The organism is Kosakonia sp. YIM B13571 (assembly GCF_042788095.1).
Taxonomy (GTDB): domain Bacteria; phylum Pseudomonadota; class Gammaproteobacteria; order Enterobacterales; family Enterobacteriaceae; genus Kosakonia; species Kosakonia quasisacchari.
The window spans coordinates 62,825-76,840 of the sequence record NZ_JBHZPL010000001.1; the positions used below are offsets into that span (position 1 = coordinate 62,825).

The 14,016-nt window shown below is 52.6% G+C and carries 13 protein-coding genes and 1 tRNA gene; 7 read left to right on the top strand and 7 right to left on the bottom strand.

The window, feature by feature from the left end; all coding sequences use genetic code 11:
- Positions 1-8 precede the first annotated feature (8 nt).
- A complete protein-coding gene (gene ghrA, locus ACFX4O_RS00345; protein ID WP_380206476.1) occupies positions 9-947 on the bottom strand; it encodes a glyoxylate/hydroxypyruvate reductase GhrA in 939 nt (312 codons plus the stop codon).
- A 263-nt stretch (positions 948-1,210) separates the two neighbouring features.
- On the opposite strand from ghrA, the gene ACFX4O_RS00350 reads away from it, so the two are divergent.
- A tRNA-Ser gene (locus ACFX4O_RS00350) sits at positions 1,211-1,298 on the top strand.
- 752 nt (positions 1,299-2,050) lie between these two features.
- Here ACFX4O_RS00350 and ACFX4O_RS00355 read toward each other — a convergent pair.
- On the bottom strand, positions 2,051-2,356 hold the full coding sequence (locus tag ACFX4O_RS00355; RefSeq protein ID WP_380207613.1) for a putative quinol monooxygenase: 306 nt from the start codon (positions 2,354-2,356) through the stop codon (positions 2,051-2,053).
- Between the two features lie 59 nt (positions 2,357-2,415).
- Positions 2,416-3,435, bottom strand: coding sequence for an NADP-dependent oxidoreductase (locus tag ACFX4O_RS00360; protein WP_380206478.1), 1,020 nt, complete (start codon positions 3,433-3,435; stop codon positions 2,416-2,418).
- Positions 3,436-3,526: 91 nt separating this feature from the next.
- Between ACFX4O_RS00360 and ACFX4O_RS00365 the strand changes: the two genes are divergently transcribed.
- Entirely contained in the window at positions 3,527-4,429 is a 903-nt protein-coding gene (locus ACFX4O_RS00365; RefSeq protein WP_380207614.1) for a LysR substrate-binding domain-containing protein, read from the top strand.
- 156 nt (positions 4,430-4,585) lie between these two features.
- Entirely contained in the window at positions 4,586-4,915 is a 330-nt protein-coding gene (locus tag ACFX4O_RS00370) for an NIPSNAP family protein (RefSeq protein ID WP_131413754.1), read from the top strand.
- Between the two features lie 91 nt (positions 4,916-5,006).
- On the opposite strand, the gene ACFX4O_RS00375 is transcribed toward ACFX4O_RS00370, so the two are convergent.
- The gene (locus tag ACFX4O_RS00375; protein WP_380206480.1) at positions 5,007-5,213 is read right to left on the bottom strand and encodes a hypothetical protein; all 207 of its coding nucleotides are present in this window, start codon (positions 5,211-5,213) and stop codon (positions 5,007-5,009) included.
- Positions 5,214-5,609: 396 nt separating this feature from the next.
- Here ACFX4O_RS00375 and ACFX4O_RS00380 point away from each other — a divergent pair, with 396 nt between their 5' ends.
- Positions 5,610-8,357, top strand: coding sequence for a winged helix-turn-helix domain-containing protein (locus ACFX4O_RS00380; RefSeq protein WP_380206482.1), 2,748 nt, complete (start codon positions 5,610-5,612; stop codon positions 8,355-8,357).
- Here ACFX4O_RS00380 and ACFX4O_RS00385 read toward each other — a convergent pair.
- Positions 8,334-9,479: an MFS transporter gene (locus ACFX4O_RS00385; protein ID WP_380206484.1), complete on the bottom strand. Its 1,146-nt coding sequence runs from the start codon at positions 9,477-9,479 to the stop codon at positions 8,334-8,336. The genes ACFX4O_RS00380 and ACFX4O_RS00385 overlap by 24 nt on opposite strands.
- Positions 9,480-9,693: 214 nt before the next feature.
- On the opposite strand from ACFX4O_RS00385, the gene ACFX4O_RS00390 reads away from it, so the two are divergent.
- Positions 9,694-10,500: an SDR family NAD(P)-dependent oxidoreductase gene (locus ACFX4O_RS00390; protein ID WP_380206486.1), complete on the top strand. Its 807-nt coding sequence runs from the start codon at positions 9,694-9,696 to the stop codon at positions 10,498-10,500.
- Positions 10,501-10,942: 442 nt separating this feature from the next.
- Here ACFX4O_RS00390 and ACFX4O_RS00395 read toward each other — a convergent pair whose 3' ends face one another.
- Complete coding sequence (locus tag ACFX4O_RS00395) at positions 10,943-11,230, bottom strand: DUF1330 domain-containing protein (protein WP_380206488.1); 288 nt, start codon at positions 11,228-11,230, stop codon at positions 10,943-10,945.
- A gap of 204 nt (positions 11,231-11,434) precedes the next feature.
- Between ACFX4O_RS00395 and ACFX4O_RS00400 the strand changes: the two genes are divergently transcribed.
- Positions 11,435-12,340: a LysR family transcriptional regulator gene (locus ACFX4O_RS00400; RefSeq protein ID WP_380206490.1), complete on the top strand. Its 906-nt coding sequence runs from the start codon at positions 11,435-11,437 to the stop codon at positions 12,338-12,340.
- Positions 12,341-12,389: 49 nt separating this feature from the next.
- On the opposite strand, the gene ACFX4O_RS00405 is transcribed toward ACFX4O_RS00400, so the two are convergent.
- Positions 12,390-13,157, bottom strand: a complete 768-nt coding sequence (locus ACFX4O_RS00405; RefSeq protein ID WP_131413748.1) for a helix-turn-helix domain-containing protein — start codon at positions 13,155-13,157, stop codon at positions 12,390-12,392.
- Positions 13,158-13,273: 116 nt separating this feature from the next.
- Here ACFX4O_RS00405 and ACFX4O_RS00410 point away from each other — a divergent pair, with 116 nt between their 5' ends.
- On the top strand, positions 13,274-14,008 hold the full coding sequence (locus ACFX4O_RS00410; protein WP_380206492.1) for a type 1 glutamine amidotransferase: 735 nt from the start codon (positions 13,274-13,276) through the stop codon (positions 14,006-14,008).
- Positions 14,009-14,016 lie beyond the last annotated feature (8 nt).

Genomic DNA, 14,016 nt, shown 5'->3' on the forward strand with positions numbered 1-14,016 from the left:
GGCGTCCGTCAGTAACCACGCGCTCTGTCTACCCGCCCGCTGACCGTTTCACCCCGCTCAATACGTTGAATAGCCTGCGCAATAAAAGCCACAGCTTCATTGCGACGCGTCGTCGCCGCTATATGCGGCGTCATCGCAACACGAGGATGCGCCCAAAGTGGGTTATCGAACGGTAGCGGCTCCTGGCTAAAGACATCAAGCATGGCACCCTTCAGCTTTCCACTCTCCAGCGCTGCAAGCAGATCACGCTCGACGATATGCACACCGCGCGCAAGATTTATTACATAGCTGTTATCAGCGAGCTGGTTGAGCAACGCAGTATTAATGATACCTGCCGTTTCCGGAGTGTTCGGCAGCAGATTGATCAGCACTCGAGTGCCATCAAGAAAGTTAGGTAACTCCTCACCACCCGCAAAACTGGTCACACCGGGCATATTCTTACGGCTGCGGCTCCAGCTACGCAGCGGGAACCCCCACTGGAGCAGGCTTTCGGCCACTTTCGCACCGAGCACACCTGCACCGAGGATGCCAATGGTGAAGTCTTCACGCTCGTATTCATCCAGCGGTTGCCATTTCGCCTGCTGTTTTAGCGCCTGATAATCATCGAAACGTCTGAACCAGTGCAACACCTGGCTCACTGCATACTCCTGCATTTGTAGCCCCATGCCAGTGTCTTCCAGGCGAAACAGCGGAATAGACTCGGGAAGCATCTCAGGATGGGCGTGCAACTGGCTAAGAATCGAATCGACACCCGCCCCCAATGCAAAAACGCCTTTTAATTGTCGGCCTTTCAGCATTTCAACCGGTGGATGCCAGACCAGCGCGTAATCGGCCTGAGCAACGTCTCCCCGCGTCCATGCGCGGATATTTGCCTGCGGCAACGCCTGACTCAATGCGCGAATCCAGTCGTTGTTATCGAATGAGGGGTGATAAAAGATAATTTCCATATCAACTCCAGAACCTGGTGTGATGTATCCGGTTATTTTCCGGAACTATTGTGCTTTTTCGCTAAGGCCGCTCAGCATAACAAATTTCCTCCATGCCGCGCGGAGAAAGTACCGTGACGAGAAAAAAAACGATTTCAGAACGTTTAAGAAGCAGGTTGTTTGAAGTTTGTCTAAACGCGCTAATTTATTGAAAAAGAGGATTGACGGCGTTCCGGGTTTTTCCTACATTAGCGCCCGTCCCGGCAACATCGGGAAAACAATGTGGTGAGGTGTCCGAGTGGCTGAAGGAGCACGCCTGGAAAGTGTGTATACGGCAACGTATCGGGGGTTCGAATCCCCCCCTCACCGCCATCATTTAAAGAAGAGCTCGCATGCAAATGCGGGCTTTTTTTTCGCATATCACACTCCCGCAGGGGGGATGAGACGCCCCGACCAGGGTTCGACAACTGGCGCAGCCAGTTGGACAGACCAGGAACGCAGTGAGTGGGCTGCCCGTAGGGTGAGCGCAGCGAATCAATCCCCCCCTCACCGCCATCATTTAAAGAAGAGCTCGCATGCAAATGCGGGCTTTTTTTTTCGCATATCACACTCCCGCAGGGGGGATGAGACGCCCCGACCGGGGTTCAACAACTGGCGCAGCCAGTTGGACAGACCAGGAACGCAGTGAGTGGGCTGCCCGTAGGGTGAGCGCAGCGCAGCGAATCAATCCCCCCCTCACCGCCATCATTTAAAGAAGAGTTCGCATGAAAATGCGGGCTTTTTTTCGCATATCGCACTCCCGCAGGGGGGATGAGAAGCCCCGACCGGGGTTCGACAACTGGCGCAGCCAGTTGGACAGACCAGGCACGCAGTGAGTGGGCTGCCCGTAGGGTGAGCGCAGCGAATCAATCCCCCCCTCACCGCCATCATTTAAAGAAGAGCTCGCATGCAAATGCGGGCTTTTTTTCGCATATCGCACTCCCGCAGGGGGGATGAGAAGCCCCAACCAGGGTTCGACAACTGGCGCAGTCCGTTGGACAGATGACGAGCCCGCGAGGAATCTGCCCGCACAAAAACGCCGGGAGCGATTTTGAACAACCGCATATTTCATCGCTATTCAATGGTCATTCCATATCCAGAAGCCCTCTTTCGTTAAGGGCATCATATTTCAGGATTTCTGCCGTCATTCGTTCCTGCCATCGGCTGATAAATGCCCGGGTATGGGGAGCGGCCAGATGCACAGACAGTGCATCCTGATCTTTCCAGCGTTCCGATATGAGCACACGTCCAGCCAGGAAATCCTCTACGGCCACGTCATACGAGAGGTTTCCTGCACGTTTTCGCACGGTTTGAGCGAGCACGTTTATATCGCTCATAAACAGCGGTAAATCAGCGGGTTTAATGTTCACATAGCCGCAAATGATGAGCATATCGTTGCCTTTTTCTGTCATCCCAGATCGCAATGTCTGGCCATTCGGGGACGCGATTATCAAAAGTTTGTCAGCACAATTTTGCCCTGAATACTTCCCATTGCTGCGCGCTGATGGGCAGCAGAGGCCATTGCTAATGGATAGGTGCTATCAACCACCACTCGGACAACACCTTTTTCCAGGAGACGGCCTGCTTCCGATAATTGCGCACCGCTGGAACGTACTTGCGTCGATGACACCGTCACCTCTTTTTGCGCAGCCTCAACAAGATGTGCGGAAAAACCCAAAGGATTAACCAGAAAGAGAGCACCGCCAGGCCTGATACAGCGCAGAAAGCGCGCCATATTGGCACCACCCACCGCATCAAGAACGAGATCAACATTTTTTACTACGCTCTCGGCTGCGGTTTTGGTGTAGTCAATAAACTCGTCTGCCCCCAGTTCGCGTAAAAGCCCCTCATTGCGGGAAGAGGCCACGGCAATGACTCGCGCACCTTTCCAATGGGCCAGTTGAACAGCAAGGTGCCCCACGCCGCCCCCGGCACCATTCACCAACACGGTCCGCCCGCTTAATGGAACGGCTTTATGTGGAAAAGACTGGAAAGGATTCGATTCGTCATGCCCTGTCTCGACAAGAAACTGCCAGGCCGTGAGCAGTGACATCGGTGCCCCCGCAGCTTGAACATATCCAATTCCCCGAGGTTTCAGCGCCAGTTCTGACGAAGGCACGCTTACATACTCTGCATAAGCGCCACTGCCTTCCATCACCCTTTCAGGAAAACGCACCATCGAATAGACCGCATCCCCGATACTGAACCCTGTGACATTTTTACCGACCGCCGCGACAACACCTGATATGTCGGTGCCCAAAATGAGCGGAAAAGCGGGCGCGGGCCACCATTCAGGCGGAAGTGCCCGATACCCCTCACGCAGATACCAGTCTGGCGGGTTAAGGCTGGCCGCTTGCACATGAACAAGGACGTCGTCGCTTCCAACAACGGGCCGGGGGACGTCTTCATAAAGCAGGTTATCAGGCCCACCAAACGCATGTAGCTGTACCGCTTTCATCATCTCAGTCATTACCGTCTCACTCTAAAAAGCACTCAGTTAACAGAGCATACGGCTAATATTCAGGATTGATAATGTGGCTGTATTTCGCTTTAATTGTGCCATGAAGGAACAAATAGGTTTTGAAAGACTCACGGGTCTTATCGCATTCGCTCGTGCCGGCGCTCTGGGCAGTTATAGTGCCGCTGCCCGCTCGCTCTCCGTTTCACCTTCCGCAATCAGTAAAAGCATTCAACGGCTGGAAAAGCATCTCGGCGTAACCTTATTCACCCGAACGACGCGCTCGCTCGTTTTAACTGCCGAAGGCCGCGAACTGCACGAACGGGCGTTGCGATTGCTACGGGATGCCGAGGAGATCGAGCAGGTAGCGAAACGCACACGCGCGGAACCGGCAGGAACGTTACGCATTGCGGCATCGTTACCGGTGGGCATCCATATCATCGCCCCCCTTCTTGCGCAATTTTGCGCGCTTCACCCAAAAGTGACGATTGATTTACGGTTGAATGACCAGGTGGTAAGCATTGTTGATGAGAATATTGATATTGCCATTCGAATTGGCGATCTCGCGGATTCGAACCTCCTGGCGCGTCGCCTCCCGCCGTATCAGATAGGGTGTTATGCCTCGCCTGAATATTTAGCCAATTGCGCCCCTCCGGAACATCCTAATGACGTAATCGGGCACCAAACGATTAATCTGCGTTACCAAAATACCGGGCAACTTTTTCGCTGGCCGTTCCGTGTCGGTGAGCGGGAGATTGAAATCGTGCCTTCGTCAACGGTGATTGTTGATGCCAGTGAAGCCGCCATAGCCGCAATGGCTGCCGGGGCCGGAATAGGCATGGCATCGAATTTTATGGTGGCTTCCCTGGTCAGGGATAAAAAGTTAGTTCCCGTACTTGCAGATTTTACGGTGGAGCGGCGCAATATTACGGCGGTCTGGCATGAAAGCCGTCGCGCCAATCCTGCGGTACGTGCTTTTCTGGACCATATACTTAAACATCTTTAGATTACCTGTCGCGGTGATAACAAACGCGGCATGGTCAGGGATGTCCGCTTTGGCACGCAGGAGACGCTCAGGCCAAAACAGGTGTCAGCCTGGTCGCTGCGTTAAGTTTCACCGGTTAAGGGCGCAATAATGAAAAAAATGGACAGGATATCGAAGATGAGAGCCGTAGAGTTTTTGCTGTACACCCTCAAACCCGGCACCGGGAAAGAGTTTCACAGGATCATGACGCAGGAGAGTGCTCCACTTCATCGTTCAGCGGGCATGGATATCGTTTCTTTTGGCATATCAACCCATGACGATGACGCTTACTATCTGATCAGAGCTTATGACAGCCTCTCCCACCTGAAATCCTCTCAGGAATCTTTTTATAACAGTGAAGCGTGGCGTCTTGGCCCACGGCAGGCCATTATCGACAGAATAAGCGTCAGCGTTAAATCGGTGCTCACGCTCAGCGACAGTGCAATTGAAAATTTACGATCCAGCTAATTGCGCAACCTACATTATTATTACGCCGCGCCAGCGGCATTTTTATCGCCAGCGCTTAACTTATCGCGCTACCCCAAACGCTGCAGAATTCTTAAGGGAACTGCTGATCCATGTGGTTGCTGCCCGTATCGCCGAACAGGCGGGACATCAGCAGCCCCATACCGCTGAAAGTCGTTTGCCCTGAGGCTGCAGGCGTCTTATTTGACCGCTGTACAGGCTGAGGGACAGTGGCTTTTGAAATATCTTCAGAGGAGCTTTGCGTCTGTGTGTATTTCACTGTGGATGTCGTGATAATCATAAAATCCGTTTCCCCAGACCTGCGATGTAAAGTGGGTCACTGGTGAGTCCATACAGCATTTTCCGTAGCAACTCACCATCCTCAACACTGCGGAATAGATGCGCTGCGCTTATTGATGTGAATTCGCACATCGATATAACTAACGACATAAAACCGGATAACTTGAGAGCTTTTCCAGACAAGAATGATGCACCAGGGCTGGCAAGATGGGGCGTTTTCAGCCACAGGATGCATCGCCTAGAGTCAGACTGCAGTTCTATAATCAGTGCGGTTCAGGGTAGCGCGAGCTAAACACAGATCAGGCAGGGCATACAATGCGCTCCCTGATTCTTGTTAAAATGGCTTTCTCCGCACAGTATGATTTCGTGACGGTCAAAAACTGAAGATCTCAAAACCATGATAACAGCCGATGAGATTCACTTTGCTGAGTGGCAAGTCTGGCCCCAGCTAAGGATTCTGTTGCACCGGGGTAAACCAGTAAGAATTTCGGCCAGAGCGTTTGATGTTCTGGTGGTTCTGCTGAGAGCGGAAGGTAAAGCGGTAAGCAAAGAGACTTTACTCACGCAAGTATGGGGAAATGACATCGTCGAAGAAAATAATCTTCAGGCGCATATTTCCGCTATACGCCGCGTACTGGGTCATGACCGGCATCTGCTTATCACTGAGTTTGGTTGTGGTTACCGCTTTAACATCACCAGCGTACCGTCGCAGACTCCCCTTGAATCAGTCCGACCAGCCCCGGTGGTTACCCCTATTCTGGCGTCGATTTTAGGGCGTGATAAGGCAGTGCAGGAAGTCTGTGCCTTGTTAAATCAGCACCAGATGGTAACCATTACCGGTCCCGGGGGCGTGGGGAAAACGCGGCTGGCGTGGGAAGTTGTCAATCTTGTGCGCACGCATTTTCCTGATGGCATATATGTGGCAGAACTGGCGCATATCACCGAAACATCTGGCTTGCTCTCTGTTTTTTCACAAGCGTTACATCTTCCCCTTGCTACCGTTGAGCATGATGCTGATTTACGCCAACAGCTTGCGCGACGTCGGTGTTTACTGCTGATTGATAATTGTGAACACGTCATTAGTGAGCTGGAACCTGTAGCGACGTTACTCATGACGCAGGCTCCGCATATCAGGCTGCTGTTGACCAGCCAGGTGGCGTTACAGATTGCCGGTGAGCAACAATATTTACTGCCGCCATTGCAGGTTCCTGAAAAGAAAATCAATGATAATAAGGCGTTAATGTCTTTTGCCAGCGTCCGCCTCTTTATCGAGCGTGTGCAGGCCAACCGGCATGATTTCCATCCCTCAGACAGTGAATTGCCGTTGATTGGCGAATTGTGCCGTCATCTTGATGGCTTGCCGTTAGCCATTGAACTTGCGGCCTCCCGTCTGCCTGTGATGAGCATCAGTGAGGTTTATAGCCGACTGGAGGACCGTTTCCAGCTATTGAGCAATACGCTCAGCGCTCGCGTTCCCCGGCACCAGAAAATCGTGACCACGCTGGAGTGGACGTATCAGTTACTCAACGCACGCGAACAGCAGTTATTCAGGACGCTGGGCATCTTTACCGATTCGTTCAGTATGAAATCAGTCAATGATTTTCTTGAGACTGAAGACAAAGATAGCTGGCAGGTTATTGACGATCTGCAGCGGTTACTCTCCCTGTCACTGATTCAGACCCGTCATCAGGTGCCAGTAACCCGTTTTCGGCTGCTGGAAACCATGCGCCAGTTCGCTTGCACTAAACTCAGGCAGGCGGAGGAATATGACGGGCTGATGGCCCGTTTTGTCGATTATTATAAAGTTCTGGTGGAGCAGGCCCGGAATGACTGGTTGATGCTGCCAACGGAACAGTGGCGGGAACGCTATGGCCACATCCTTAATGATTTACGGCGCGTTTTACAGCAAACATTACCTGAGGGGCGAGATGCCTCTACAGGGCTTGAGATCTTACAGGCGATGACGCCGTTCTGGATTGAATATTCACTCTATGATGAATGTCAGCGTCATATTTATCCTCTGTTAGATGAAAAACGTTCGCGGATAGTCTTAACGTTACGCCAGCGGATGAACCTCTGCGCCGCTGCTGGTAAGGCATCAACCTGGGCAAAAGGCCCGACATCTGAAACCCATTCAGCCTGGCAAACCGCACTGACACTGGCCGAAAAGCTCGACGACAAAGAGATATGTTTGCAGGCGCATTACGGCTTATGGCTGTATTGCCTGCGCACGGGCGAACTGAATAAATCACGTCAGCATGCGCAATCTATGTACGAACTCGCACGGGCCATCAATGACGCGGAAGCACAGGCTACCGGGCTACGTATTCTCGGTGTATCGCTGCATTTTTTAGGTCAGCATGTCGCTGGGCGCAATGACCTGCTGCAATCGCTGGCCTGGTGCGATCGTGAGAGCGCAAGCCACTCTTTCCGTTTTGGTCTGGATCAGGAGACAGCAGGCCTGGCTTTTCTGTCTCGTTTACTCTGGGTACAAGGCGAGTATCAAGCCGCAAGACAGATGGCATGGCGCGGCATTAAAAAAGCCGCGCGTTTACAACATGCTTGTTCGCTTTGCTGCGCCCTGGCGGAAGGCGCCTGTATGACAGCGGCACTGGATCGCAAGCCACGTTGGGTGATAAAAGCGGCAAACTGGCTGATTCGTGTGGCAGAAAAACATGATTTGTATTTCTGGAAAACCTATGGCGAGCTGTTTCTTGTCTGGGCCAAACGGTTTAGCCATAGCGATGTGAGTCAAACCACCCTGTTTAGCTCATTGCAAGCGATGGGGCTGGACTGGCAATACTCTCCCTTGTTGTCGGAAATTGATAGCGGGCTATCGCAGCAAAGCGCCACGCTGGATCATGAAAACTGGTGTGCGCCTGAGCTGATGCGTCTTTCCGCCGCGCAATTGCCGCCTCAGGAGCAACGCCTGATGCTGGAGCAGGCTCTGGGCAAAGCGCGTCAGCAACAGGCTCACGGCTGGGCTCTGCGCATTGCTTATTCACTGGCTACATTGCAGGCGCAAGCCGGGGAAACATTCGCGGCGAAGCAGTTAATCGAAAACGTTTTACAAGGTGTCGATGGCGCAGACAGGGCACCGGATGTCAGAAAAGCTCTCGCGCTACGTGCCAGACTGGTGGCCTGAATAGTGACGCCTCGCGGTGGCTAACATCCCCATCATCACCAGCCCTACTCCCGCTGAAGAAATCAGCGTCCAGCTATGCGTTGCCTCCCACACCCAGGCGGCAGCCAGTGAACCGCCAGCCCCGCCCATAAATATGATGCTCATAAAGAGTGTATTAAGACGGTTTCTGGCATCCGGGCGCAAAGAATAAATTGTGTGCTGGTTCGCTATCAGTACACATTGTTCACCCGCATCGAGCAGTAAAATGCCTACCACCAACCCCGCCATGCTGTTCCAGCCCCAGAGAACAACCCAGGCAAACAGCATGAGTAACACACCCAAAACCACCATCCGGAAGGGTCCCTGGCGATCGCTGAAACTGCCTGCCAGTGGTGCGCACAGAATACCGATTAACCCCAGAGCAGCCAGAGTTCCGGTTACCCCTGCCCCGTAATCGTAGCGATACGATAACCAGAAAGGGAGCACGGTCCACAGCACGCTGAAGGAGGCAAACAGCATCGCTTGTGTCAGCGTCGCATCGCGCACCTGCGGTTCACTTTTCCACAAATAGCCTAATGAACGTAACACCGCCAGATAATGAAACGCGGGTGTCGGCAACGACTGAGAAGGTAAAATACGCGCGATGAAAAATAGCGCCAGCAATGTCATCACCGCGCCGGACAAAAAGACGCCACGCCAGTCGAAATACTGACCGATAAGACCCCCGATAGCCCGGCCAGCAAGAATACCGGCAAGGACGCCACTCATCACGGTCCCCACCGTTTTACCCCGCGAAGACACTTTCGAGAGAGAAGCCGCAAGTGGCACGATTTGTTGGGCAACCGTTGCTGCCATCCCCGTCAGAAAAGAGAAGCACACCAGCACTGTCGCGGTTGGCGCTAACATCATGCCGATCAGCGCCAGGAAAAGCACCTGAGCCTGACGCAGGATAAGCTTCTGACGCTCAATATAATCACCTAATGGGATCAGAAAGAATAACCCCGCCGCATAGCCTAACTGGGTGGCCATGGGGATCAACGAAACAGCAGCCCATTCATGGGGAAAGGCAGCCGCGATCAGGTTCAGAACGGATTGATTAAAATAAATATTCGCGACCACAATGCAGCAAATGATCGCCAGCATCAGAATCCTGGCTGAAGAAAGCTCATGGTTCTCCGTACGCACTGACCCCACCTCGCTCTACACTCACTCTTTCCTGCAGCATAAGCAGAGGCGGTTCTCAATGCTTTGACCGTTTTTTTCAGACGTCTGAATTTCAGTGTACAAGCGTCTGAAATCGGGATCGGTGACTAATAGTTCCGATGTTATTAACGGTGCTTAATTTGAGGAGCAACAAATGGATTTAAAACTGACAGGCAAAGTGGCGCTGGTAACCGGAGCGCGAACCGGGATTGGTTTCAGTATCTGTGAAGAACTGGCCGCAAATGGTGTGCATGTCGTTATGGTTTCCAGACGAGAACCTGACCTTATCCTGGCGGCGAAAAAGATCGCCGATAAGTATGGTGTTTCGGTGCTGCCTGTCGCGGGGGATGTGACGGATCCCAGCCTGCCTTCGCGGGTCGTTGAACAAGCGGAAAAGGTTTTTGGGCACATTGATTTGCTGGTGAATAATGCCGGAAGAGCCCATGCGGGCACGCTGTTAACCACGTCGGAAGAGGACTGGCAGCTAATGACTGAAACCAAATTCTCCGCCATGCGACGCTTTTGCAAAGCTGTGATACCGGGGATGCAGAGACGAAACTGGGGACGCATTGTCAATATTTCCTCTATTGGCGGCATCTACCCAAACCCGCAACTTACCGTCTCACATGCACTGAGCGCGGCTATCAACAACCTGACCCGAAGCCTTGCTCTGAGCGTAGCGGCGGAGAGCATTCTGGTTAACGCGATTGGCGTGGGCGCTGTCGCGACGGATAACTGGGCACAAAATATGCTGCCGAATGTCCGCCATCGCCGCCCTGAACTGGCTGACAAAACGGACGACGAAGTTATAGCATTACTGGGAAAAGAAAAAACCCCGGTAGGTCGCTTTGGGCTGCCTGAAGATATTGCAGCGATTGCGGTATTCCTGCTCTCCGAAAGGAATCAGTTTGTTACCGGCCAGACCATTGAAGCATCAGGCGGCGCAGACAGATTTATGTGAATGTTCCCACTCAAAAGAAGGTTTGCGGGCTGTTAACCTGAACCAGTCCAGGCAGAATGCCTGGACTACCGGTCGGGTGAATATCCGCCTCAACGACCCAGGCACCTCGTGATCAACCGACAACCTGCCGTGAGTGCGGGGCGTTATGCAGCGAAGAGCGATATCCCGACAGTCGGGATGTCAGCGAAACGCAGTCTGTCATGGATGAAACTACCACCACAGAACTGTTCAGTGCTTCATTGGTTGCGCACCCCGGTGGCGTACGGACAGCACCGATACCTGAACGCAGGCCTTCGAACGGCAAGGTGAGGTACTCGCGGCACTGGCAGATCGCTGGGTCGGGCAAGGCGCGTGAAGCGCAGCCGGTGAAACCCGTCTTAAAACATTTGCCTGTTACCGTTCAGCGTGGCAGTTCGTCCTGCCGGGCGGCTATTCCTCGGCTTTAGGTGCCTTCAACCAATACAAACGTTCCGCTGGCGGCATCCGAACGTAGCGATCTTGCTGCCTGATATTCCGGGCTTTCATAAAAACGTTTGGCTTCAGCAAAAGAATCGAACTCAAAAACGACATGCCGTTCATGAGACTCTCCCTCAAGGTTTTCGTACTGCCCGGACCAGGCAATGATCTTCGGATTGAAATTCTCCATGGCCGCTGCGGCCGCTCTGGCATATTCAGCGTAGGCGATGGGGTCTGAAACGGTTACATGGGCGATGAGATAACCTTTATTCATGGGTTTTATCCTTCGTTAGCGGCTGGATATTCCAGCGTAAGTACATAGACAGGTGAGAACGTAAAATCATTTTCCTGGGATGAATCATCTTCATTGCCTTCACACAGCGTTATGCGGGATACGCGGTGTGAAAGCAGTCTATTAAGTATTAATATGGCCATAAATAGCGGGAAAAATAACGCACTGTTACCGAAAAGGTGAACAATGAAAAATCTGGAGCCTCTGATCATTTTTGCGCGTGTGGCGGAAATGAAGAGCTTTACGCAGGCAGCCGAAAGTCTGGGTATCCAGAAAGGACGCGCTTCACTGGTGGTACGTGAACTTGAGCAGGAAATTGGCGCTACGCTACTGCACCGGACAACGCGGACTGTGCAGCTAACTGAAGACGGACGGGTGTTTTATTCGCGCGCCCGCGACTTTCTGTCGGAAGCAGAAGAACTGAAATCCATGTTCTCTCACGGCGGTCAGTCATTAAGGGGAAGGATACGCGTTGATATGCCAGCGGTACTGGCACAAAGCGTGGTGATCCCTGCTCTGCCGCAGCTGCTGGAAGCACATCCTGAACTGGACATCGAACTTTCAAGTACTGACCGCCGTGTCGATCTGGTTCAGGAAGGGTTTGACTGCGTTGTTCGCCTCGGCCCCATTGTTGATGAAACGCTTATTGCACGGCCATTGGGGCATCTGCGCATGATCAACGCGGCCAGCCCTCGCTATCTTGATCGTTTTGGTGTTCCGCAGACGATTGATGATCTTCTCAGTCAGGGACACAGGATGGTTCATTATATGCACAACTTTGGTTCGAAACCTGACGGATGGGAGTATCCGGCAGGCGAGGGTTATCAATCTTTGATGTTACCAGGCACAGTGAGAGTCAACAGCGTACCGGCTTATCATGAGGCGGGACTGGCGGGGTTAGGCTTAATTCAGGGCGGTTATTCCTCACTCGTATCCCATATCAAAAGCGGCGCACTGGTTGAAGTGTTGCCCCATTTTCGTCCCGCGCCGCTTGCTGCATTTTTTGTTGTCGCGCACCGGCGCAACTTGTCGCAGCGTGTAAGAGCTTTTATGAATTGGACTGAAGAAATGTTAAAACCTTACTTTGACTGATACCGGCATTGATTACCGGTCGTTCTTTCACTTCCCCGCCGCACTCAGGTTAAAACTCACCGGGTGTTGTTCCCATTACAGAACGGAACGCAGCAGAAAACGCCGCAGGGCATGAGAAGCCGAGCTGATAGGCGATCTGTTTCACGGGGACGTTATCAGCGAGCAGATCTAAGGATGCGTATATCCTGGCTCGTTGTTTCCATGTCCGGAAGCTGAACCCGGTGTCACGTAAAAACTGGCGAGAAAAAGTCCGTTCCGACATATTCGCAATGTCAGCCAGGTCGATCAGCGACGCGTTCCAGCGATGACTGAACACCAGCTCTCTTGCGGCACGAAATAAACGTTCATCACGTGGCATGGGAAGTTCTGCGCCCCCGGAGGGTGTCTCGCTGAGAATATCCAGCAGTAAGAGCGCCATTTTTCGCTTTATCGGCGCGTTATATTCACCCGTAAAAAGGCCATTTATGAGTTCTTTCACCAGTGGCGTCGCACTAATGGTATGAACCTGGCTGTTCCTGCTGAAGTTTGTACAGGCCGCAATCAGGTTACTGCTGACGTAGACAGCCCGTAATTCCGTGTCTGACAGAACGCTATAAGAATGAACCATAAGCGGTGGGATCCAGAGGGCGCGCTGAGGGGGAATAACCCACTGTCTGTCAGCGGCTTCAACCAGCATAACGCCTCTGGTAGCAAATAATAGCTGCCCTTCAAGATGGTAATGCGCGGGATCGACCTCTCCACGACGATAAGAAATGGCCGTTCCTGACCAACCCGTCGCCTCATCATGTCTTGGCGTTTTATCAATGCTGACTGGCATTTCAGATGAGAACCTCTTGTTTACCATGACCCTGCTAACTTTACCCGTGCGACAACGTTGGCGAGGTAAAGCGCGCTTAATTAACTTTATGACCCGTATTACAGGAGCATACATCTGTGCGAGTACATTTCATTGTTCATGAACGTTTCGAAGCGCCCGGCGCTTACGAAACCTGGGCCACGCGTCGCGGCCATGAGATAACCTTTTCCCGCGTTTATGCAGGTCAACCACTTCCCGCAGATGCACGGGACATCGATCTGCTGATCATCATGGGCGGCCCACAGGATCCCTCCGTCAGCGTGGAAGAGTGCGCGCATTTTGATTCTAAGGCTGAGCAGGCGCTGATTGCCTCTGCGGTGAATTCAGGTAAAGCCGTCATCGGTGTTTGCCTGGGTGCTCAACTGATTGGCGAAGCATTGGGTGCCCCTTTTGCTCACAGTCCGGAAAAAGAGATTGGCACGTTTCCCATTTTTATGACCGATAAAGGTGTGATGAACGAGATGTTCTCTCACTTCGGCAATACCCTTGACGTTGGTCACTGGCATAACGATATGCCGGGGCTTACGCCTGAGGCGGAAATTATCGCCTGGAGCGAGGGATGCCCACGTCAGATAGTCGCGTATTCTGATCGGGTTTACGGGTTTCAGTGCCACATGGAACTGACACCTGAGGTCGTCGAATTATTGATTGCGCATTCCGACAACGATTTACGCCGGGCCGCTGAATATCGTTTCGTCCAGTCGCCAGACGAACTGCGGGCGAATGATTACAGCGAAATGAACAAAAATTTATTCACCTTTCTCGACAAACTTGCGTCACGTTACGGCCAGTCAAAAGCATGGCGACATTAACCTCAACG